Raw genomic sequence first — 21,788 nt, 5'->3', positions numbered from 1 at the left:
TCCGCTGGGCGTTCTGACGCTGCCTCAGCCGCCTCAGCCGCAGACCTCGCCCGGTTCGGCCGGCGCCTCGGGCGCGCCGGCCGACCGTGCGCCCGGGACGTGCGGCAGCCGGGCGGCGCCGGCCACGCCCTCCAGGTAGCCGCGGGCGCGCTCGGTGCGCGGGTAGGCCTCCAGCAGCGCCCAGAACCGGGAGCCGTGGTCCGGGACGAGCAGATGCGCCAGTTCGTGCAGCAGCACGTAGTCCAGCACGTACTCGGGCATGCCCTGGAGGCGGTGGGAGAGCCTGATGGTGCGTTCACTGGGGGTGCAGGAGCCCCAGCGGGAGTTCTGGTTGGTGACCCAGCGGACCTGGTCGGGGCGGGCCCGGCCGTCGAGGTACGCGGTGGAGAGGCGGGCGGCCCGCTCGGCCAGCGCGTCGTCGCCGAGCGTGCGGCGGCTCTCCTGGGCGGCCAGCTTGTCGAGCATCTGGCGCACCCAGCGCTGCTCCTCGGCTGACGACATCCGGGCCGGGATCAGCACGATCGTGCGATCGCCCTCGCGATAGGCGGAGACCGTGCGGCTGCGGCGGGCACTGCGGCGGACCTCGACCGGACCGTGCTGGGGGTGGGCGCCGGTGGTCGGTGCGCCCGGGCCCGGCGCTGATGCCGGTGCCGATGGGGCCGGTGCTGCTAGGCCTGGTGCTGCTAGGCCTGGTACTGGCGGGCTCTGCCCTGCCGACGCGCCCTGCCCTGCCGGCCGCCCGCGCGTACCAGGCGTCGCGACTCCCGACCCGGCCGCTGCACGGGCACGCCGAGGCGACGCCGAGGGCTGGGAGTCCCGTTCGGCTGCCATGGCACACGACGTTACCCGCTGGCACTGACAGAAGTCCGCTGCCCCGGCCGAATTGTTTTCAACAACGGTCGGGGGTGGACGGCGCCTGGTCGACGCCGGGCTGACGAGAAGGATGAACGTCTTGAACACTCATCAGTTGTTCTCCACTGCCTGTGGATAACCGGCTTGGCGAATTCCCGCAGCTGGGGCAGGCTTTGATCACCTGAAGCGACCGAGCGGTTTCGCTCGGACACCGGGAGAGGAGGTCGCCATGCGTCCGATGCTCAAGTCCGCGTTGTCCCGGACCTGGCGGGACAAGCAGACCCTGCAGTTCGGCACCGAGCCCGAGCGGGCCCACGTGGTGGACCAGGCCGATGAGCGGTTCTGCGCCTTTCTCGACCTGCTCGACGGCGAACGGGACGGCCCGGCCGTGGCGGCGGCGGCCGAGGGCCTGGGGCTGGCCCCCGGGTACGTCACGCAGGCGCTGCGCTCGCTGACCGAGACGGGCCTGCTGGACGACGCGGCAGCGGTGGAGCAGGCGCTGGCCGAACTACCGCCCAGCCGCCGGGAGCTGCTCGGCCCCGATCTCGCCTCGCTCTCGTTGCTCCATCCCCGCCCCGGCGGCGGCGCCCAGGTGCTGGCCAGGCGGACCGGGCTGCGGGTGGAGGTGCGCGGTGCCGGGCGGGTCGGCACGGCCGTGGCGGCGGTGCTGGCGGCCGGCGGGGTGGGCGAGGTGCGGGTGGTGGACCAGGGACGGGTGCTGCCCGGGGACTGCGCACCCGGCGGTATCCCGGCCCAGGAGGTCGGGCGGACCAGGGCGGCGGCGGCCCGCGAGGCGGTGCGGCGCGCGGGCGGCCTCCCCGGCCAGGCCACGGCGGCGTCCCGGTCCGCGCGGACCGAGCCCGCCGGCCGCCCGCCCGATCTGGTGGTGCTCGCCCCACGGGACGGCAGCGGCGCCTACGCGGGAGATGCCGTCGAGGCACACACCCTGATGCAGGCGGGCACCCCGCACCTCTATCTCGGGGTGATCGAGCACCTGGGTGTAGTCGGGCCGCTGGTGCTGCCCGGTGCCTCGGCCTGCGGTCGCTGCCTCGGGCTGGCCCGCACCGACCGGGACGCGGCCTGGCCCCGGGTGCTCGCCCAACTCTCCGCCACGGGTCCGGCCCAGCCACGCGAGGTGGCTTGCGACGGCGCGGTGGCCGCGGCGGTGGCGGGTCTGGCCGGCCTGCACGCGCTGCTGCTGCTCGACGGGGTGCGGCCGCCGAGCGTGGACGGCTGGTGCGAGGTCTCCGCCCTGGACGGCATGGTGCGCCGGCTCCGGCTGCCGCCGCACACCGAGTGCGGCTGTTTCTGGCGCTGACCGGCCGGCGCCCACCGGCAGCCGTCGACGCCCGTCCCCGGGACGCCGAAGACCCACGGCACGGGCCCCGGCCGGGTCTTGGGGAGGAACGGGCACAATGGCACCGTGACCACCGTCCCTCAGCCGCCGCAGCCGCGGCAGCTGTCGGCGCACGTTCGATTGGGAGGCCCCGGTGAGCGATCTTCCGCGCAAGGCTGTGACCCGCACGGCAAGGCTCGCCGCCCTGCCGTTGGGGATAGCGGGCCGGGCCACCCTGGGGCTGGGCAAGCGGATCGGCGGCCGGTCGGCCGAGGTCGTCACCGCCGAGCTCCAGCAGGCCACCGCCGACCAGCTCTTCAAGGTCCTCGGTGAGCTGAAGGGCGGCGCGATGAAGTTCGGGCAGGTCCTCTCGGTCTTCGAGGCGGCCCTGCCGGAGGAGGTGGCCGGGCCCTACCGGGCCGCCCTGACCAAGCTTCAGGACGCGGCTCCGCCGATGCCGGCCGCCAGCGTGCACACCGCGCTGGCCGAGCGGCTCGGGCGGGACTGGCGGGCCAACTTCCGTACTTTCGACGACCGTCCGGCCGCCGCGGCCTCGATCGGCCAGGTGCACCGGGCCGTCTGGCAGGACGGGCGGCGGGTCGCGGTCAAGGTCCAGTACCCCGGCGCCGGCGACGCCCTGCTCTCCGACCTCGCCCAACTCAGCAGGGTGGCCTGGCTGCTCGGGCCGCTGATCCCCGGTCTGGACATCAAGCCGCTGATCACCGAGCTGCGCAGCCGGGTCGCCGAGGAGCTCGACTACGCGCTGGAGGCCGAGGCCCAGCAGGTGCACGCCGAGGAGTTCGCCGAGGATCCGGACATCACGGTGCCGGCCGTGGTCGCCCAGGCCGACCAGGTGCTGGTGACCGAGTGGCTGGACGGCACCCCGCTGGCCGAGGTGATCACCGGCGGTACCAAGGCCGAGCGCGACCGGGCCGGGCACCTGCTGGCCCGGTTCCTGTTCGCCGGCCCGGCCCGGACCGGGCTGCTGCACGCCGACCCGCACCCGGGCAACTTCCGCCTGCTGAAGGACGACGGCCCGGCGAGCGGCTGGCGGCTCGGGGTGATGGACTTCGGCACCGTCGACCGGCTGCCCGGCGGGCTGCCCGCGCCGATCGGCGACTCGTTGCGGATGGCGCTGGCCGGGGACGCGGTCGGGGTGCTGGACATGCTGCGGGCCGAGGGCTTCGTGAAGCCGAACATCGAGCTCGACCCGGACGCCGTGCTGGACTACCTGCGCCCGATCATCGAGCCGGCCGCGGTGGACGACTTCCACTTCACCCGGGCCTGGATGCGCTCCCAGGCGGCCCGGATCGCCGATCCCCGCTCCCCCGCGTACAACCTGGGCAAGCAGCTCAACCTGCCGCCGGACTACCTGCTGATCCACCGGGTCACCCTGAGCACCATCGGCGTGCTCTGCCAGTTGGGCGCCCAGGCCCCGTTCCGCAACGAGATGCTCGCCTGGCTCCCCGGCTTCGCCGAGATTTGAGCCGCCGGCCGAACCGCGCACGACCGTGCCCGGCCCCCGCTGTGCGGGGGCCGGGCACGGTTGTGTCAAGGAGCCGTCGGTACCGGTGCTGACCGCAGGTCAGAGCACCGCCGCGGCCAGGGCCTTGCGGGCCCGCAGCGAGGCGCGCTCGGCCTTGCGCCGCAGCCGGAAGGCGCGGACCAAGCGTTGGTCCTCAGCCTCCTGGAGGCGTTCTTGCATATGGGCACGGGCCAGGTTTTCGTGCATGAGATGCATCTCAAGGGTCCTGTTCTGGATGGAGAGTTCAGTGGTCTGGTCGGCGCGGGCGCTGGGCCCTGCGGTGATCGCCATGTCGTGGTCCTGCTCGTGGTGCGTGGTCGGGTAGGGGGTCTGTACCGCGGCATCAGCCTGGGCAAGGGCGATGCGGACGGAGTGGCGCAGTGCGCCGTCCGCCGGGGGGCATTCCCGGTGGACTGTCGCTGCTCGGTGCGCCGGGTTCACGCCATGACCTCGGTCTTGCGCGGGCGGCCACGCGGCCGCTTGCGGGCCACCACGACACCCTGGACGAACAGCTCGCCACCCCAGACACCCCACGGCTCGCGGCGGTCGAGGGCGCCGGCCAGGCAGGCCTCCTTGACCGGGCAGGTGCCGCAGAGGGACTTCGCGTACTCGACGTCAGCGGGCGTCTCGGCGAAGAAGACCTCGGGGTCGAACGAACGGCAGGGGATGGGAGCGCCGAGAGTCTCGGCGTCGTCGAGCGCGGTGATCTGCATGAGAGAGCCTTCCGGAGGAGGGAATGGAGCGGGCGCGGCCTGGGTCGGCGTTGTCAGCGGTACGGACGGGAGGGGCGGTGTGATGACCGTGGACACTGTTTGCGTCTTCCTCGTCTTGGTTGTGGTTCCGGTCCAGCCGACTGGTCGGGCTGGACCGGAGGCCCCGAGGGGCCTGGTGGTCTGTCGTACCGGAGAAAACAGAAGGGCCGCGGATCCCGGTGTACGGGTTCCGCGGCCCTGGAGTGCCGACCTGAGGGTTCCTCAGGTTCGCTCTCTCCAGGGTTCAGGCCCGCGGAAGGCCCGGATCCGGATGGCCTCGGCGCCGATAAAGGCGGCCTTGGCCTGGTTGATCAGCTGCTCGTCCTGCTTCTGGGCGGCTCCGGCACCGACGGCCAGCAGATAGGCGCCATGCTTGGCCGCCGCTTCCACTGCCTTCGGTGCCTCGGTCGGTCGCTCATCGCGCATCACAGGCGAAGAGTCGAAGGCGACCTGGGCCCAGCCGAGGGACAGACCGTTCTCGACAGCCGTCCCCGTGGTGCTACCGGAGAGCACACTGGTGCGCAGGGCACCGGTGGTACCGGTCGCGACGACACGGGTGGAGTCGAGACCCAGACCGCCGCGAACACCCGACAGCGAGACACCGTCGACGGGGGCACCGGTGGTGCGGGCACCCGGGACGGAGAGACGCGAGCAAGCGGAAACAGCGGCCTGGCCAGTCAGTTCGGCGCTCATCTGGATCTTCACTGTCTTCGCCTCCTCTCGGCGTCTCGCGGTGCCCAGTCTCCCGGGCTCCGGTGTTCGGATATTCGGTCGGTCCTACTGTCCTGCGGCGAAGCTGCCCTGCCGCGAGGCAGGGGTGAAGCAGGTCATGCGGTGGTACGCAGGGGTAAGCCGGTCCAGGAGAGCTCCCGATCGGCTTCGCGGTCTCGTCCCCTTGACCGCTCCGGCAGGCTATTGCGCTTCATGCACAGCGCGCAAACTATTTTTCCGGCGAGTTTCGGGACTGCTCCCCGGGCCCTTCGGACGGCTCCCCCGGCGGCTCCTGCCGAGCCTGCTCCGCGTCATCCGCGGCGAGGTCGCCGACGGCTTCACCCGAGAGGTCGTCCGCCTCGGCGGCCTGCTCCTCATCGGGGTCTTCCCCCGCGCACAACGAGAGCACAGCGGCCCCGTACTTGTCCAGCTTCATGGCACCGACTCCGGAGATCAGGCTCAGCTCTCCGGTGCTGGTGGGGGCGTCCTCGGCGATCGCCATCAGGGTCGCGTCGGTGAAGACCACGTAGGCCGGCACCGCTTGCTCCTTGGCCCGCTTGGAGCGCCACTCGCGCAGCCGCTCGTAGAGGCCCTCGTCCATCGTGGAGGGGCAGCCCTCGCAGCGGCGGAGCTTGCGCTCCACCGCCTCGGTCAGGGTGCGCCCGCAGACCCGGCACTTGACCGGCCCGCGCGGCGCTCGGCGCCCCGCCGAGCGCTCCGCCCCGCCCTCCACGCCACCGCGACCGCCGGGTGAGCGCCCGGCGCCCGCGGCCGAGCCCGGGCGCAGTCCGTCCAGGAACCGGCTCGGTTTGCGGCTGGCCCGGCCGCCGGGCGAACGCGACAGCGCCCAGGAGAGCGAGAGGTGCTCGCGCGCCCTGGTCACCCCGACGTACAGCAGCCGGCGTTCCTCCTCCAGTTGCTCGTCGGTCTTGGCGTAGATGATCGGCAGGGTGCCCTCGGTCAGGCCGACCAGGAAGACGGCGTCCCACTCCAGGCCCTTGGCGGCGTGCAGCGAGGCGAGGGTGACCCCCTCCACCGCGGGGGCGTGCTGGGCGGCGGCCCGGGCGTCCAGCTCGGCCACGTAGGCGGCCAGGTCGGCCGGCTCGCCGGCGGCCAGCCGGGCCGTCTCGAACTCCTCGGCGAGGCGGACCAGGGCGGCCAGCGACTCCCACCGCTCGCGCACCGCGCCGGAGCCGGCCGGAGCGGTGGCGGTGAAGCCGCGGGTGGCCAGCACGGCGCGGACCTGGGCGGCGAGGTCGGGCGCGTCGGCGGTCAGCGGATCGTTGCCGGCCCGGGCCGCGCCGCGCAGCAGCAGCCCCGCCTCGCGCACCTCGGGCCGCTCGAAGAACCGCTCGGCGCCCTTGAGCTGGTAGGACAGGCCGAGGTCGGCCAGCGCCTGCTCGTAGACCTCGGACTGGCCGTTGGTCCGGAACAGCACCGCGATCTCGCTGGCCCGCACCCCCTGGGCGAGCAGCTCCTTGATCCGGTGCGCGGTGCTCTCCGCCTCGGTGGGCTCGTCCGCGTACTCGGTGTAGACCGGCTCGGGCCCGGCCGGGCGCTGCGAGACGAGCTCCAGGCGGTGCCGGGCGGCCGCGCCACGGGCCTGCGCGAGCAGCCCGTTGGCCAGGTGCACCACCTGCGGGGTCGAGCGGTAGTCGCGGACCAGCTTCACCATGGTGGCGTCGGGGTGCTTGACCCGGAAGTTCAGCAGGTAGTCGGGGGTGGCACCGGTGAAGGAGTAGATGGTCTGGCTGGCGTCGCCGACCACGCAGAGACTGGCGCCCGCACCGCCGCCCGTCCACTGGTCGAGCAGCCGCTGCTGGAGCGGCGAGACGTCCTGGTACTCGTCCACGGTGAAGTGCCGGTACTGGGCGCGAACCCGCTCGGCGGTCTCCGGGCGGTCCTCCAGGATGGCGGCGGTCAGCAGCAGCACGTCCTCGAAGTCGATGACGTTGCGGTCGCGCTTGGTCTGCTCGTAGGTCGCGTAGACCCGGGCGATCTCGGCCGGGTCTCGGGGCGCGTCCCGGCCCGCCTTGACCACCGCGACCGGGTAGTCGTCCGGCACGATCTGGGTCACCTTGGCCCACTCGATCTCGCCGGTCAGGTCGCGCAGCTCGGTGCGCTGCACCCGCAGGCCGCTGCGCCCGGCGGCCTCGGCGACCAGCTGGACCTTGCGCTCCAGCAGCCGCGGCACCTCGCCTCCCACGGCGCGGGGCCAGAAGTACTGCAGCTGGCGCAGCGCGGCGGAGTGGAAGGTGCGGGCCTGCACGCCGTCGGCACCGAGCTGGCGCAGCCGGCCGCGCATCTCGCCGGCCGCCCGCGCGGTGAAGGTGACGGCCAGCACCTGCTGCGGCTGGAAGACGCCGCTGCGCACCCCGTAGGCGATCCGGTGGGTGATCGCCCTGGTCTTGCCGGTCCCGGCGCCCGCGAGCACGCAGACAGGTCCGTGCAGCGCGGTGGCGACGGCACGCTGCTCCGGGTCGAGCCCGGCCAGCACGGCGTCCGGGTCGGCCGGGCGGACGCCGTAGCCGCCGGGGCCGCCCTGGGAGTCGATCGACAGCTCTTCCTGCATGGGCTCCATCCTCTCAGCCCGGCGGGCCGACCGGCCCGGTCCGGACATCCTGACAGGAATCGCCGACAACCCGCCCCGAGTTGTCCACAGGCCCGGTACGACGATCGGCCCGCGCTTGCGGCGGAGCCCGCACACCCGCCGGAATGGACCCGGCCTCGCGTACGTTGTGCAGCGCGAGACCCACCCTTGGCGAACCACCCGCGACGAAGGAGCCCTTTCGATGTCCGGCAGCGTGACGATGTACAGCACGACCTGGTGCGGATACTGCCAGCGGCTGAAGAGCCAGCTCACCCGTGAGGGCATCGGCTACGACGAGATCAACATCGAGCAGGACCCGCAGTCCGCGCAGTTCGTCGAGTCGGTCAACGACGGCAACCAGACCGTCCCGACCGTCCTGGTCGTCTCCGCCAGCGGCGAGCGCACGGTGATGACCAACCCGAGCCTGCGTCAGGTTCAGGCCGCGCTGGCCGTCTGACCCGCGTTCGGTCCAGGCGGGTCCGGTGGCGGTCAGCCGCACCGGGCCCGCCGCTTCTCCACCGTGCGATGCGTCAAGATCATGACGCGGGCGTCATACCTGCCGGATCAGGGACGCTGACGTGCCGTCAGCTCGCCGAGCCCGTAGACCAGCCGGCAGCGGTCGGCCGAGTACCGGGTCTCGATCACCCGCACCGGGCCGCGCCGGTCGTAGGTGACCCGGGTCTGCACCAGCAGCGGGATGCCGGGGCCGCCCTGGAACCACTGCGCCTCCTCTGGGCCCGGCATCCGGGCGACCACCTGGTCCACCGCGCCGATCTCGAGGCGCCCGAGCGCCGCCAGCACCGCCTCGTCCCCGCCCGGGACCGGATCGGGCTCCATCAGTGCGGTACCGGCCGCGACCCCGGCCCGGTAGTGGCTCTCCTCGATCGAGTAGGGCTCGCGGTCCATCAGCCGCAGCTGCCGGCGGACCACCACCGCCTCCCCGGGCCGCAGGCCGAGCCGCTCGGCCACGTCCACCCGCGCCCGCACGATCAGCATCTCGAACTCGGCCGTCAGCGCCCGACCCGCCGCGTCGGCCTCGGCGTTGTAGACCTCGCTGGGCGCGGCCAGACCGTCCCGCTGGGCGGGCAGCACCGGTTCACCGGCCGCGGCGCCGGTGCACCGGGCCAACGGCGGGCCGAAGGCGCGGTGGTCCAGCACCGGGTGCTCGCGCAGGAAGGTGCCCTTGCCCTGGAGGCGCACCAGCCGCCCCTCGTTGACCAGCACGTCCACCGCCAGCCGGACGGTGTTGCGGGCCACGCCGTACTGCTGCTCCAGTTCGGACTCCACGGGCAGGGCGGTGTCGCCGGGCCACTCTCCGGCGGCGATCCGGCGGCGCAGGTCGGCGGCCAGTCGTTGGTACTTGGGGGACGGAACGCTTCCACTGGAGATGGTCACTCTGGAAATGTAGCGATTCCACCCAGACCGTCTCAGCTAAACCGACCATAATGGGCCATGATTGCCCGGCCGGAAATTGGTCCGTGAGCCCACATAAGCTCGCTGACCTGCTATTTTGTCGGACCTGATGGCCGATCGGAGCAGTTGATGGCAGAGCTTGGCAAAGGGGGGCGTGGATTAATTTCCGCACGCCCCCCTTGCTATTTCCGCTACCAGCGCGCCGTACTCGGCACCGGGCCGCCGTACCAGCGCTCGATCAGATGCCGGGCGATCGAGATCCCCGACGGCGGCAGGATCTCCCCGGACTCGATCCCGGCCCGCAGATCCTCGCGGGAGAACCAGCGCGCCTCGGCCAGTTCCTCCCCGTCCACGGTGATCTCGGTGCCACCGGGCTCGGCCCGGCCGACGAAGCCCAGCATCAGGCTGGCCGGGAACGGCCAGGGCTGGCTGGCCACGTAGCCGACCTCGCCGACCCGCACCCCGGCCTCCTCGAAGACCTCGCGGGCCACCGCCTGCTCGATCGACTCGCCCGGCTCGACGAACCCGGCCAGGGTGGACCAGCGGCCCTCCGGCCAGAGCGCCTGACGACCCAGCAGGCAGCGGTCCTGCTCGTCGGTGATCATCATGATCACCGCCGGGTCGGTGCGCGGGTAGTGCTCGGCCGCGCAGGAGGTGCAGCGGCGCAGGTGGCCCGCGCCCGCCTTCTCGGTCGGGTGCCCGCAGCGCGAGCAGAAGCTGTGCAGCCGGTGCCAGTGCTCCAGCGCCACCGCGTGCACCAGCAGGCCCGCGTCGCGGTCCGAGAGGCTGCCGCCGACCTCGCGCAGCCCGGCCGGCCGGGCGTCGCCGTCCAGCCGCCCGGGCAGTGTCTCGCCGGCCAGCGCGAAGTACGAGACGCCGTCGTCGTCGGTGCCGAGGAAGTACCGGTCACCGGTCTGCGACGCCTCGAAGGAGGGCAGCAGGACCAGCTCGGAGCCGTGGTCGGTGTCCACCACGAAGGCCTCGCCACCGGAGATCGGCAGCACCTTGGTGCTCGGGTGGCTCCAGGCGGCGGCCAGCCAGGGCTCGTCCAGCCGATGCTGCGCGGCCCGGTCGACCCCCGCCCGGGCGAGCGCGAGCCGGGGCGGTGTTTCGGTGTCAGGCAAGGTGCTCATTGGTCGGTCCGTCCCCGATCACAGATCATCAGTGGTCCCCGGCCACCGGCCGGTAGTTCTCGGCCAGGTCGCCCCAGAGGTAGGCGGCGGCCTCCACGCCCTTGCGCAGCAGGTCCAGCTCGACCTTCTCGTTCACCGAGTGCCAGCCGTCGGAGGGCACCGAGATGCCCAGGAAGAGCACCGGCGCCCCGAGCACGTCCTGGAGGTCGGCGGCGGGCCCGGAACCACCCTCGCGGGTGAAGAGGATCTCCTGTTCGAAGGCCCGCTCCATCGCCCGCACGGTGGACCGCAGCGCGGGGTGGTCCAGCGGGGTCAGGCAGGGGCGGGTGGCCGCGCGGAAGGTGATCTCGTGCCGGATGCCGGCCGGCAGTTGTCCGGCCACCCAGTCGGCGATGGACCGCTCCACCTTCTCGGTGTCCTGCCCGGCCACCAGCCGGAAGGAGATCTTCAGGTGTGCCTGGGCCGGCACGATGGTCTTGCTGCCGGGGCCGGTGTAGCCGCCCCAGATCCCGTTGACCTCGGCGGTCGGCCGGGCCCAGACCCGCTCCAGGGTCGAGTAGCCGGCCTCGCCCTGGGTGCCGTGCGACTTGGCGGTCGCCAGCCAGGCCGACTCGTCGAACGGCAGCTTGGCGAAGAGTTCGCGCTCCCGTTCGGTCAGCTCGATCACGCCGTCGTAGAAGCCGGGCACCGCGACCCGGCGGTCGCCGTCGTGCAGCGCGGCGGCCAGCTCGGCCGCGGTGGTCGCCGGGTTGGGCACGGCGCCGCCGAACGAGCCGGAGTGGATGTCGCTGTCCGGGCCGAACAGGTCGATCTGGCAGTCGGCCTTGCCGCGCATCCCGGTGCAGACGGTGGGGGTGGTCTCGCTCCACATCCCGGTGTCCGAGACGAAGACCAGGTCGGCGGCGAGCCGGTCGGCCTCCCGGCGCAGCAGGGCGCCGAAGTTCGGCGAGCCGGACTCCTCCTCGCCCTCGATCAGCAGCTTGAGGTTGACGGCCGGCGCGGTCCGCCCGGTGGCGGCCAGGTGGGCGCGCAGGCCCAGGGTGTGGAAGAACACCTGGCCCTTGTCGTCGGCCGCGCCCCGCGCGTACAGGCGGTTGCCGACCACCACCGGCTCGAACGGCTCGGTGTCCCAGCCGTCCGCCTTGGCGGCCGGCTGCACGTCGTGGTGACCGTAGAGCAGCACGGTCGGCGCGTCGGCCTCGCCCGCGGGCCACTCGGCGAAGACCGCCGGCAGCCCGTCGCTCTCCCAGACCTCCGCCACCGGGAACCCGGTCTCCCGCAGCTTCGCCGCCAGCCACTCGGCGGACCGGCGGACATCGCCCGCCCGCTCCGGGTCCGCCCCGACCGAGGGGATGCGGAGCCAGTCGGTGAGGTCCGCCAGGAAGGCGGCCTCGTGCTGATCGATGAAGGAACGGACGGCGCTGTCCGGGGTTTTCGTCATACGGACGACTTTAGTTCGCCCGACCGGCCGCGTGCCGCTGTGGTCCGCGAGGCGGACCACAGCGACGTGTAACCTCCGTCACCCCTCTCCCTAGGCCGCACGCCGCAGCAGGGTGATCCGCGAGCGGGTCAGCAGGGCGGCCAGCAGCACCGCCAGCAGCGGCAGGCCGACCAGGGTCAGCGCGATGCTCGTCCAGGGGAAGGCGATCACCGTGTGCGAGTGGTCCAGCGGCGAGGACGCCATCCCCTCGACCCGGCGCAGCGCCACCGCCGGCACCATCCCGCAGACCGTGCCGAGCACCGCGCCCATCGCCGCGATCACCCCGCACTGGAACCCGGAGAGCGTGCGCCGGATCCGCGGCGCCGCGCCGACCGCCGCCAGCGTGGTCAGGTCCTGCTGCGAGTCGGCGGAGGCCAGCCCGGTGGCGATGCCCGCCGCGCCGAGCGCCACCAGGACCGCGAAGCCGGTCAGGCCGAGCTCGATCAGCGTGTGCTGCGGCTGGTAGCCGCGCTCGACCCTGAGGTTCCAGCCGTTCCCCGTGACCGCCCCGGCCTCGGCCCGGGCGTGCTGCTCGGCGGCCGAGCTCGGCATCGCGGCCGGCAGCCAGACCGACCCGGCGTCGGTGGTGGCCAGCCCGAGGTGGGCGGCCGTCTGCGGGGTCATGAACATCCGCGCGGGCGCGTCGGGCAGCGGCGCCAAGGCCGCGTCCGCCGTGATCTCGTGGCTCGGCGGCGTCGTCGAGTAGTCCCCGTTCTGGTAGGGCTCCTGGAGGCGGAGGAAGGCCTTGCCGTCCTGCAGCATCCGCGGTTGGAAGACCAGCACCCGGCCGTCGGCCGCCGCCTGCTCGGCAGCACTGTCGTGCAGGTCGAACAGGTTGTGCAGGACGGTGGCGTCGCCCACCACGACCGAGCCGAAGGCGCTGCCGTAGGGCAGTTCGTCCGCGCAGCGCGGATCGCTCTCGGCCTGCCGGTAGTCGTCCGGACCGTGGCTCCCGGCGTCGTCCAGCGGGCACCGCTGGGCGACGGCCGGCTCGGCCATCGACTGGCCGCAGTGGTCGGCGGCCTGGTCGCAGCCGGCCGGGTAGCTGATGGTCCCGATGTCGGCCCGCGGCCCCAGGGCCGGGATGGAGCGCTCGACGGCGGCCCGCTGGTCCGCGAAGACCGTCGAGCCGGCCTTGGCCCGGTAGAAGGCGAGGGTGACCGACTTGCTCGGTCCCGAGGGGTGGTACGTCTGCCGGTTGGCCTCGTCGGAGCTCGTGGTGTAGATCCCGACCGCGACCGCTCCCGCGACCGCCGCCATCACGGCCGCCACCGCCGGTGCGGTCCGGCCGCGGTGGCGCACCGCGTCGCGCAGCGCCAGCCGGGGGCCCAGCGGCAGCCAGCGGCCCAGCTTGCCGAAGAGGCCGACCACCATCGGGGTGCACGCGACCATGCCCAGCTCGGCGAGCATCGAGCCGCCGAGCACGGCCGTGCTGCGGGTGCCCATGCCACGGGTCGCGCCGAGCAGCGCCAGTGCCGCTCCGCCGACCAGCATCAGCAGTCCGAGCAGGGTGAGCCGGCGCGACGGCGGCTTGATCCCGCCGCGGCCGGTGAGCGCGGCCACCACGTCCTGCCGGGAGGCCTGGACGGCCGGGACGACGGCCGCCAGCAGCCCGGTGACCAGGCCCATCGCGACGATGCCGAGCAGGTCGAGCGGCACCACCCGCAGCGACCCGAACCGCCGGCCGGCCAGCGGCTCGGTCCACGGCCGGGTGACCGCCACCAGCAGCACGGCCAGCAGCACCCCGATCACCGCCCCGGCGATGCCCAGCACCACCCCGCCGCCCAGCACCACCGCGCGCACCTGCGCCCGGTCACCGCCGGCGGCGGCCAGCAGGCCGAGTTGCCGCCGGGAGCGCCGGGCCCCGACGGCGAAGGCGGGGCCCGCGAGCAGCACGATCTCCAGCAGCGCCATGCCGGCGACGGTGACCAGCACCACCACGACGGTCTGGTTGAAGTAGCCGCCGTTCGGCGAGGCGTCCTGCTGGACGTAGTACGGCACCTGGGCACGGGCCGGCGGGTGCAGCACCACGCTGCGCGAGGTGGCCGCGAAGCCGTACCGGTTCAGCTCCTGGACCTTGGCCCAGTCGACGGTGGCACCGGCCGGCAGCCGGACCAGCCAGCTCGCGGGCGACCCGACGTCCGAACCGGTGTCCGAACCGGCCGCAGCCGGCTGCCCGCCGCTCAGCGCGCCCGGGCGGGCGATCAGGGCGGTGAGGGCGAGGTTGTCCGGGTTCTCGACCACACCGGTGATGGTGAACGGCGCGCCGCCCAGCGGCCGCAGCGTGGTGGTGTCGCCGAGCTTCAGCCCGGAGTCGTCCAGGAAGCGCTGGGTGGCGGCGATCTGGTGACCGTCCACCGGGGCCTGACCACGGATCAGGTTGAGCCGGCCGTGCCAGACGGGATCGGTCAGGTCGGCCTCGGTCGCCGTGGCCTGCAGTTGCCCCGCCACGCTGCCGGCCTGCACGTCCTGGCTGTCGGCCAGCGGCGTCAGCACCGAACCGGGCGGCAGCAGTTGGGCGGCCAGCACGGCCGGGTCGGTGTGCAGGCTGCGCTGCTGCTGCTCGGTGGGCTGCGGGCCGGGCGGCTCGTCGTTCTCGCCGGCGCTGGCGAACGGTGCCTGCATGATGGTGCCGCCGCGCAGGTGCGACTCCAGCAACAGGTCGGCGCGGCCCAGTTCGCGATCGGCCCGCTCGGCGGCGGTCAGGGTGCCGCTGTGGTAGACCACGTCGATGCCGGTCACGCCGAGCACCGGCAGCGCGATCATGGCCAGGACCAGCAGGCTGCGGCCCTTGGCCCGCAGGGCGTCGCGGCGGGCGATCCGCAGCGCCACTCGCCAGGAGGTGAACTTCACGACGCCTCCGGCCGGTTGAGGCTGTTGGTGGCCGCCGTGATCAGCAGCGATTCGGCGCTTCGCCGGCCGGTCTCGTCGACCAGCCGGCCGTCGCGCAGGAAGACCACGCGGTCCGCCCAGGCGGCGTGGCGCGGTTCGTGGGTGACCATCATGGCGGCCGCCCCCGCGTCACAGCGTGCCCGCAGGACCGCCAGCACCGCCTCACCCGTGGTGGAGTCCAGCGCCCCGGTCGGCTCGTCCGCCAGCACCAGGCGGCGCTCCCCGATCAGTGCCCGGGCGATCGCCACCCGCTGCTGCTGGCCGCCCGACATGTCGTCGGGGAAACGATCCGCCAGCTCCCCGATCCCCACCTCGTCCAGCGCCGCCTGCGCCTCCCGGCGCGCCGCCCGGGTGGAGACCCCGTCCAACTCCCGCGGGAGCATGATGTTCTCCACCGCCGTCAACGCCGGGATCAGGTTGTAGTCCTGGAACACGTAGCCGATCGCCCGCCGCCGGACCTCCGCCAGCCGACGCCGCGACAGCTCACCCAGCGAACGCCCCTCCACCACCACCCGCCCCCCGCTGGGGCTGTCCAGGCCGCCCGCCAAGGTCAGCAGGGTCGACTTGCCCGACCCCGACGGCCCCATCACCGCGACGAACTCTCCTGGGTAGACCCGCAGGTCCACCTCGCGCAACGCGTGCACCTCCGCGGCGCCCTGCCCGTGCACCCGGCTCACCTGGTCCAGGTGGAGCACGGGTTCGGTGCGGTCCCGAAAGCCGGTGTCGATCAACGTTCCCCCAGTTGTTGCTTGGTGCGGCGCCGCCTGGGCGCCTCGGCGGCGGGGGCGGCAGCGGTCTGCCGCTCGCGGTGGTTGGCCAGCCGGGTCTCGCAGTGGTCCAGCCAGCGGATCTCGGCCTCGGCCTGGAAGATCAGCTGCTCGAGCACCAGCAGCCAGGCCAGTTCGGTCCCCTCGACCCCGCCGGCGGCCGCCTCGCCCGCCAGCGCCCGGGCCTTGAGCCGGGTGTAGTCCTGCAGCGCCTGGATGCTGTGCCGGCGCTGGGCCTGGACGACCCCGTGCACGTCCACCCCGGGCACGGTCACCGCCATCGCGAGCTTGATCGCCAGCTCGTCCCGGGGCGGGTTGGTCCGCGGCACCGGCGTGTCGAACCAGGCGCGCAGTTCCGTGCGTCCCTTCTCGGTGACGGCGTAGAAGAGGTGACCCTCCTCGTCCTCACCGTCGGGGACCACCAGGCCGTCGCGCTCCAGGCGACCGAGCGTGGTGTAGACCTGACCGACGTTCAACGGCCAGGTGGCACCGGTTCTGGCCTCGAACTCGGTGCGTAGCTGGTAGCCGTAACGGGGTCCCTGGTCGAGCAGGGCGAGCAGACCGTGTCTGATGGACATACCACGTATGTATACCCGGTATGCAGCGCAGTCTCAAGCTTCCGGCCTGCCTGGCGTACCGTCACCAGGTGTGAGCCCGCTTCGCATCGCCACCTTTAATCTGCTGCACGGCCAGCCGCTGGCCGCCGACGGCAGCCCGCTGCCCTACCCGGACCAGGCGGCCGACCCGCTCTTCGAGGCGATCGCCGCGCTGGACGCCGACGTGCTGGCGCTCCAGGAGGTGGACCGGTACCAGCAGCGGTCCGGCCTGAGCGACCAGAGCGCGGTGGCCGCCAAGGCGATGGGCGCCACCGACTGGCGGTTCGCGGCCGCACTGCACGGCAGGCCGGCACCGGTGGCCGGCTGGCTGCGCGAACCGGCGGTGCCGGGCCTGCGGGTCTACGGGCCCCAGGAGGTGGAGACCGCCACCGAGCTGCCCTCCTACGGCACCGCGCTGCTCACCCGGCTGCCGGTGCGGCACTGGCGGGCCCGGCGGTTCGCCCCCGCCCCGTTCGGACTGCCGCTGCGCGTGGCCGGGCGGCGCGGGCTCACGCCCGTGCCCGACGAGCCGCGGGCGGCGCTGGCGGCCGTCCTGGAGGGCGACCGCGGCCCGTTCACCGTGGTCGCCACCCACCTGTCCTTCGTGCCCGGTTGGAACATGGCCCAACTGGCCGGCATCCGCCGCTGGATCGCCGACCTGCCCCGCCCCTACCTGGTGCTCGGCGACTTCAATCTGGTCGGCCCGGTCCCGCGCACCGTGCTCGGCGGGGCCACCGCGCTGGACCGCACACCCGGCACCCGCCGGCGCCCGCGCGAGCCGCGCGCCCTGCGCCGCTCCCGCCCGCTGCCCGGTGCGCGGCGCCGCCCGGGCCGCGAGGGCTCGCCGCAGCTGCGCGGCTGGCACGACCTGGCCCGCACCCCCACCTACCCCTCGCACCGCCCGGCGGTGCAGTTCGATCACGTGCTGGCGGTGGGCGTGCCGCGCACGGCGGTGGGCACCGTGTCGGCGCCCCGGGTCGGGGTCTCGGACCACCGGCCGCTGCTGGTGGAGGTGGAGCTGTGATCCGTCGTCCCGACCCGGCCGGGAGGCCGAACTGACGCGAGCTCAGCCGGTCGAGCGGCCGCGACCCCTCGACCGCCGGCCGGACCGCGCTACTGGCGGGCCAGCCGGCCGTTCTGGTGCGGCAGTTGCTGCGGCCCGCCGTTGACCACCGGCTCGTACTGGAGCAGCAGCATCGCCGCGTCGTCCCCGAGCTGCCGCCCGACATGCCGCACCACGTCCGCGTGCAGCCGGTCCAGCACGTCCACCGGGCCGCCGGCCGCGCAGCCGGGCAGCCGCTCGGCCAGCGGGTAGAACCGGCCGGCCCGGTCCCGGGCCTCGATCACGCCGTCGGTGAAGAGCAGCACCCGGTCACCGGGCTCGAACGGCACCCGCTGGACCGGCGGCGCCACGTCGGCCGGGTCGAGCACGCCCAGCGGCGGCACCGTCTCCGCCAGCTCCAGCGCCCGCACCACGCCGTCGGCGCGCAGCAGCAGCGGAGCGGGGTGGCCGCAGTTGACGATCTCGGCGCTGCCGTCCGGGGCCACCCCGATCAGCACCAGGGTGACGAACTCCTCCTCAACCCCGGGGTGCTCGTGCTCGTGCAGCGCCCGGTCCAGGCTGACGGCCAGCCAGCCCGCCACCTTGTCCAGCGCCGGCTCCTGGTGCGCGGCCTCGCGGAAGGCGCCGAGCACGGCGGCGGCGGTCTCCACCGCGCTCAGGCCCTTGCCGCGCACGTCGCCGACCACCGCGCGCACCCCGTGCCGGGTGTTGACCACCTCGTAGAGGTCGCCGCCGATCCGGGCGTGCGCGGCGGCGGCCGCGTAGTGCACGGCGGCCCGCACGCTGCCCACCCGGTCGGGCACCGAGCGCAGCAGCACCCGGCGGGCGATCTCGGCCACCAGCTGGGCGTCGGCCAGCGCCTGCTCCTGGCGGACCCGCAGCGTGGCACTGACCCAGCTGATCGCGGTGACCAGGGCGATCGCGAAGACCGTGGCGCTGTGCACCGACTCGCCGAGCACGTGGTTGTAGCCGGCCAGGGCGAAGGCGGCGAACTCGGCCAGCAGGCCGGTCAGGATCGGGTACCAGACCCGGCGGCTGACGATCGCCGCCAGCGCGGGCACGGCGGTGAGGGCCGGTTCGACCGTCACCTCGATGGTGCTGAAGTAGTCCAGGCAGACCACCAGCGCCATGCCGATGAACGGCAGGGCCAGTGCGGTCCTGGGCCAGGTGCCCGTCGGGCGGACGGTCGCCGGGCCTCGGGTCGGACCGGCGAACCGGTCTCGGAACCAACCGGTCGCGCTCGACTTCCCAGTGGCGCTCAACTTAGGTGTCTCCAGCAGAAGGCGCCCGGTGCTCGCTGAGCACCTGCGGCAATGACTGAGGGTGAGGGGCGGGGCCTGTCCGGCGGCCGAGCAGACGCGGGTGACCGGTTACCGACCCCACCATAGGCGCGAAACGTGCACGACGCATCGGTTTCGCGCGACTCCGTGACGAGATGGATGCTCTCTGTGACCTATTAGTCACTCTTCCCGACCAGAAGCGTTTCCAACGCATTCCGGTCAGGAAGTCCTGTCGGTCTTTCGATCCGCCCGCTGCGGACGTAGCAGAAGGCGGCGGTGACCTGCTCCAGCGGCAGGTCGCGCTGCTCGGCCCAGGCGAGGCGGTAGATGGCCAGCTGCAGCGGGTCGGCGTCCTCCTGGTGGCCGGTCTTCCAGTCCACCACCTCGTAGCGGTAACCACCCCGTGACCCAGTGTCGTCGTCACGCTCCCGATACACCGCGTCGATCCGGCCGCGCACCACCCGCCCGGCGAGCACCACCTGAACCGGCGCCTCGACCCGGTAGGGCCGCCGGTGCGCGTAGGGGCCGCGCAGGAAGGCCTCCTTGAGCCGTTCCAGATCGCGCTCGTCCTCGATCCCGTCGTCCGCCGCGTCCTCGGGGCCCAGCAGCGCGTCCGGTTCGAGCAGCGGCAGCGGGGCGTACCGCGCCTGGATCCAGGCATGGAAGCGGGTGCCGCGCCGGGCCGGGCCGGCCGGCGGGCGGGGCATCGGACGGGCCAGCTCGTGGGCCAGGCCGTCCGGGTCGGCGGCCAGCCGCATCAGCTGGGTGGCGGAGAGCGCAGGGGGCAGCGGCACGGCGCGCTCGGTGCGCCGGGCGCGCTCCAGCTCGCCGAGCAGCGCGTTCAGGTCGCGGTCCCAGGAGTCCACCTGGCGCTGCTCCTCCGGCGCGAGCGGCTCCGGCGCGGGAGCCGGGGCGCCCGCCAGCCGGGCACCGATCACCTGGGCCACCCGCCGGCGGGCCAGGTGGGCGCCGGAGTCCAGCGGCAGCGGCCACGGCGTCTCGCCGGCCGGGCGCAGCGCGGGGTTCTCGGCGTCCTCGACCGGTGGCTCGGCCCACTGCTCGACCTCGCCCGCGCCCGGCTGCTCGGCATGCGCGCGCAGCGCCTCCAGGTACTCGGAGGGACCGCGCCGGGTGCTCTGCGTCGGGCCCCACCAGTGGCCGCCGGCCAGCAGCAGCGAGCGCGGACGGGTCACGGCGACGTAGCCGAGCCGCAGTTCCTCGGTGCCGGTCTGGTCCTTGAGGGCGGCCTTGAAGGCGGTCATGCCCTTGGCCGTCCAGTCCGCCACCTCGGGCAGGGTGGCCGCGTCGCCGCGCAGCGGGTAGGGCAGCACCGCCCGGCGGCTGGTCCAGCGCTCCCGGCCGCGGCTGCTCGGGAAGGCGCCCTTGACCAGTCCGGGCAGCGCCACCACGTCCCATTCCAGGCCCTTGGACTTGTGCGCGGTGAGCACCTTCACGGTGTCCTCGCCGCCGGGCAGGCTGCTGTCCAACCCCCGGTCGTACTCCTCGGCGGCGCGCAGGAAGGCCAGGAAGGCGGACAGGCCCGGGTCGCCGTCCAGGTCGGCGAAGCCGGCCGCGACGTCCAGGAAGGCCTGCAGGGTCTCGCGGCGGCGGGCGGCCAGCGCGAGCGGGGAGGCGGAGAGTTCGACGTCCAGGCCGGTGGCGGCGAGCACCCGGTGCAGCACGTCCATCAGCGGGTCGGCCAGCGCCCGGCGCAGGTCGCGGATCTCCCTGGCGAGGTAGGCGAAGCGCGTCCGGGCCTCGGCCGAGAAGGGCAGCTCGTCCGGCTGCTCGCCGGCGTTGACGAAGGTCTCCAGCGCGTCGCAGAGCGAGACCACCTCGGTCGGGTCGGTCTCCGCGACGGCGGCGGAGAGCGCGTCGGCGCCGCCCGCCCGGGCGGTGCGGACCAGGCCGGCGGCACGTCGGCCGAGCAGGGCCAGGTCGCGCGGGCCGATCCGCCAGCGCGGGCCGATCAGCAGCCGCACCAGGGCGGCGTTGGCGGTGGGGTCCTGCAGCACCTCGCAGACCGCGACCAGGTCGGCCACCTCGGGCAGCTGGAGCAGGCCGCCCAGACCCACCACCTCGACCGGGACCTCGCGGGCCACCAGCGCGGCGTGGATGTCGGGGAAGGCCGCGCCGCCGCGGCAGAGCACCGCGATCGAGCCGGGCGCGGTGCCGGTGCGGACCAGGTGGGCGATCGAGTCGGCCAGCCAGTCGATCTCCTCGGCGTGGGTGGGCAGCAGGGCGACCCGGATCAGGCCGTCCCGCTCCGCGCCGGGGGCCGGTCGCAGTGCCTCGACGCCCTGGTGGCGGGCCCGCAGCGGAGCGGCCAGCTCGTTGGCGAAGGCCAGCAGGCGACCGCCGCTGCGGCGGTTCTCACTGAGCGCGTAGCGGGCGCCCGGGCCGCCGTCGGCCTTCGGGAAGTGGGCGGGGAAGTCGTCCAGGTTGGCCACCGAGGCGCCGCGCCAGCCGTAGATCGCCTGGCAGGGGTCGCCGACGGCGGTCACCGGGTGGCCGCCGGGGTACGCCGGGGTGGCGCCGAAGAGGCCGGCCAGCAGCAGGCGCTGGGCGACCGAGGTGTCCTGGTACTCGTCCAGCAGCACCACCTGGTACTGCTCACGCAGCAGCCGGCCGACCTCCGGGCGCTGCTGGGCGAGGCGGGCCGAGGCCGCGATCTGGTCGCCGAAGTCCAGCAGGCCCGCCGCGCGCTTGCGGCGGCGGTACTCCTCGACCAGGGTGAGCAGCTCCTGGCGGCCCTGGGCGGCCTCGGGGACGTCCCGCAGCTCCTGGTTGGTCAGCTTGACGCCGGCCAGCTCGGCCAGCAGTTCGGCGTCGAAGGCCCGCAGCGCGGCGGGCTCCACCAGGTGCTCGGCCAGCTCGGCGTCGAGCGCGGTCAGCTCGCTCACCAGGGCCGAGAAGCGGTCCTTGAGATGCGGGAACGGGCCGCGGGCGGAGCGCAGCACCCGGGCCGCCAGCTGGAACCGGGTGGCGTCGGCGAGCAGCCGGACATCGGGCTCGATGCCGATCCGCAGGCCGTGTTCCTTGAGCAGCCGGCCGGCGAAGGCGTGGTAGGTGGAGATCTCCGGCTCGCCGACGACCGCCGCGTCCTCCCGCAGGCCGGCCCGGGCCAGCGCGGTGCGCACCCGCTCGGCCAGCTCGGCGGCGGCCTTGTTGGTGAAGGTCAGCCCGAGCACCTGATCGGGGCGCACCGCCCCCGAACCGACCAGCCAGACCACCCGGGCGGCCATCACCGTGGTCTTCCCCGAGCCCGCCCCGGCAACGATCACGGCAGGCTCCAGCGGGGCGCCGATGGCGCGCATCTGCTCCCGGTTGAAGGGGATGCCGAGCAGCTCCTTGAGCTGGTCGGGGTGGCTGAGCATGGGGACACGGTAGTCGGGCCC

16 protein-coding genes and 1 pseudogene are annotated in these 21,788 nt (G+C 73.9%); 4 read left to right on the top strand and 13 right to left on the bottom strand.

From position 1 onward, the window contains the following. Positions 1–33: 33 nt before the first annotated feature. Positions 34–609 (bottom strand): annotated as a pseudogene (locus ABH937_RS14395) (M48 family metallopeptidase); the annotation flags it as partial. 472 nt (positions 610–1,081) lie between these two features. Between ABH937_RS14395 and ABH937_RS14390 the strand changes: the two are divergent. Together ABH937_RS14390 and ABH937_RS14385 are read left to right on the top strand one after the other, a co-directional pair. Beyond that, positions 1,082–2,170 carry a ThiF family adenylyltransferase gene (locus ABH937_RS14390; RefSeq protein WP_280687608.1) on the top strand — a complete coding sequence of 363 codons (1,089 nt, stop codon included), beginning with the start codon at positions 1,082–1,084 and terminating at the stop codon, positions 2,168–2,170. Positions 2,171–2,342: 172 nt separating this feature from the next. Continuing rightward, a complete protein-coding gene (locus tag ABH937_RS14385; RefSeq protein WP_280687609.1) occupies positions 2,343–3,674 on the top strand; it encodes an AarF/ABC1/UbiB kinase family protein in 1,332 nt (443 codons plus the stop codon). A 99-nt stretch (positions 3,675–3,773) separates the two neighbouring features. Here ABH937_RS14385 and ABH937_RS14380 read toward each other — a convergent pair whose 3' ends face one another. The 4 genes from ABH937_RS14380 to ABH937_RS14365 form a co-directional block, all read right to left on the bottom strand. Beyond that, positions 3,774–4,004 carry a hypothetical protein gene (locus tag ABH937_RS14380; RefSeq protein ID WP_370145645.1) on the bottom strand — a complete coding sequence of 77 codons (231 nt, stop codon included), beginning with the start codon at positions 4,002–4,004 and terminating at the stop codon, positions 3,774–3,776. Positions 4,005–4,150: 146 nt separating this feature from the next. Further along, positions 4,151–4,522 (bottom strand): WhiB family transcriptional regulator, encoded by a 372-nt coding sequence (locus ABH937_RS14375; RefSeq protein WP_370145642.1) that lies wholly within the window; start codon positions 4,520–4,522, stop codon positions 4,151–4,153. A gap of 165 nt (positions 4,523–4,687) precedes the next feature. Then, positions 4,688–5,170, bottom strand: coding sequence for a hypothetical protein (locus ABH937_RS14370; protein ID WP_280687610.1), 483 nt, complete (start codon positions 5,168–5,170; stop codon positions 4,688–4,690). A gap of 235 nt (positions 5,171–5,405) precedes the next feature. Continuing rightward, on the bottom strand, positions 5,406–7,748 hold the full coding sequence (locus tag ABH937_RS14365; protein ID WP_370218351.1) for an ATP-dependent DNA helicase UvrD2: 2,343 nt from the start codon (positions 7,746–7,748) through the stop codon (positions 5,406–5,408). Between the two features lie 220 nt (positions 7,749–7,968). Between ABH937_RS14365 and ABH937_RS14360 the strand changes: the two genes are divergently transcribed. Beyond that, positions 7,969–8,223, top strand: coding sequence for a mycoredoxin (locus ABH937_RS14360; RefSeq protein ID WP_280687612.1), 255 nt, complete (start codon positions 7,969–7,971; stop codon positions 8,221–8,223). A 107-nt stretch (positions 8,224–8,330) separates the two neighbouring features. On the opposite strand, the gene ABH937_RS14355 is transcribed toward ABH937_RS14360, so the two are convergent. From ABH937_RS14355 to ABH937_RS14330, 6 genes are all read right to left on the bottom strand, one after another. Continuing rightward, entirely contained in the window at positions 8,331–9,161 is an 831-nt protein-coding gene (locus ABH937_RS14355) for a GntR family transcriptional regulator (RefSeq protein ID WP_280687614.1), read from the bottom strand. A 209-nt stretch (positions 9,162–9,370) separates the two neighbouring features. Then, positions 9,371–10,312, bottom strand: coding sequence for an NAD(+) diphosphatase (gene nudC, locus ABH937_RS14350; protein ID WP_280687616.1), 942 nt, complete (start codon positions 10,310–10,312; stop codon positions 9,371–9,373). 28 nt (positions 10,313–10,340) lie between these two features. Then, complete coding sequence (locus tag ABH937_RS14345) at positions 10,341–11,753, bottom strand: dipeptidase (RefSeq protein WP_280687618.1); 1,413 nt, start codon at positions 11,751–11,753, stop codon at positions 10,341–10,343. 90 nt (positions 11,754–11,843) lie between these two features. Continuing rightward, a complete protein-coding gene (locus ABH937_RS14340) occupies positions 11,844–14,645 on the bottom strand; it encodes an FtsX-like permease family protein (protein WP_370218350.1) in 2,802 nt (933 codons plus the stop codon). After that, positions 14,642–15,415, bottom strand: a complete 774-nt coding sequence (locus tag ABH937_RS14335; protein ID WP_280687654.1) for an ABC transporter ATP-binding protein — start codon at positions 15,413–15,415, stop codon at positions 14,642–14,644. Before ABH937_RS14335 ends, ABH937_RS14340 begins: the two co-directional genes overlap by 4 nt. Next, the gene (locus tag ABH937_RS14330; RefSeq protein WP_280687656.1) at positions 15,412–16,029 is read right to left on the bottom strand and encodes a PadR family transcriptional regulator; all 618 of its coding nucleotides are present in this window, start codon (positions 16,027–16,029) and stop codon (positions 15,412–15,414) included. Before ABH937_RS14330 ends, ABH937_RS14335 begins: the two co-directional genes overlap by 4 nt. 70 nt (positions 16,030–16,099) lie before the next feature. Here ABH937_RS14330 and ABH937_RS14325 point away from each other — a divergent pair, with 70 nt between their 5' ends. After that, a complete protein-coding gene (locus ABH937_RS14325) occupies positions 16,100–17,071 on the top strand; it encodes an endonuclease/exonuclease/phosphatase family protein (RefSeq protein ID WP_280687658.1) in 972 nt (323 codons plus the stop codon). 89 nt (positions 17,072–17,160) lie between these two features. Here ABH937_RS14325 and ABH937_RS14320 read toward each other — a convergent pair whose 3' ends face one another. Both ABH937_RS14320 and ABH937_RS14315 read right to left on the bottom strand, forming a co-directional pair. Beyond that, positions 17,161–18,372 carry a PP2C family protein-serine/threonine phosphatase gene (locus ABH937_RS14320; RefSeq protein WP_280687660.1) on the bottom strand — a complete coding sequence of 404 codons (1,212 nt, stop codon included), beginning with the start codon at positions 18,370–18,372 and terminating at the stop codon, positions 17,161–17,163. A 194-nt stretch (positions 18,373–18,566) separates the two neighbouring features. Next, positions 18,567–21,767, bottom strand: coding sequence for a UvrD-helicase domain-containing protein (locus ABH937_RS14315; protein WP_370218349.1), 3,201 nt, complete (start codon positions 21,765–21,767; stop codon positions 18,567–18,569). Positions 21,768–21,788: the final 21 nt, after the last annotated feature.

It is taken from the genome of Kitasatospora sp. GAS1066B, assembly GCF_041262605.1.
In the GTDB taxonomy this organism is placed as follows: domain Bacteria; phylum Actinomycetota; class Actinomycetes; order Streptomycetales; family Streptomycetaceae; genus Kitasatospora.
The sequence above is the reverse complement of the archived record's forward strand: the minus strand, read 5'-3'. Positions and strand labels throughout refer to the sequence as shown.

Excerpts from the sequence above, each read along its gene's own strand:
- ABH937_RS14330 (WP_280687656.1), bottom strand. The coding sequence starts at position 16,029 with ATGTCCATCAGACACGGTCTGCTCGCCCTGCTCGACCAGGGACCCCGT.
- ABH937_RS14345 (WP_280687618.1), bottom strand. The coding sequence starts at position 11,753 with ATGACGAAAACCCCGGACAGCGCCGTCCGTTCCTTCATCGATCAGCAC.
- ABH937_RS14365 (WP_370218351.1), bottom strand. The coding sequence starts at position 7,748 with ATGCAGGAAGAGCTGTCGATCGACTCCCAGGGCGGCCCCGGCGGCTAC.
- nudC (WP_280687616.1), bottom strand. The coding sequence starts at position 10,312 with ATGAGCACCTTGCCTGACACCGAAACACCGCCCCGGCTCGCGCTCGCC.
- ABH937_RS14315 (WP_370218349.1), bottom strand. The coding sequence starts at position 21,767 with ATGCTCAGCCACCCCGACCAGCTCAAGGAGCTGCTCGGCATCCCCTTC.
- ABH937_RS14360 (WP_280687612.1), top strand. The coding sequence starts at position 7,969 with ATGTCCGGCAGCGTGACGATGTACAGCACGACCTGGTGCGGATACTGC.
- ABH937_RS14390 (WP_280687608.1), top strand. The coding sequence starts at position 1,082 with ATGCGTCCGATGCTCAAGTCCGCGTTGTCCCGGACCTGGCGGGACAAG.
- ABH937_RS14380 (WP_370145645.1), bottom strand. The coding sequence starts at position 4,004 with ATGGCGATCACCGCAGGGCCCAGCGCCCGCGCCGACCAGACCACTGAA.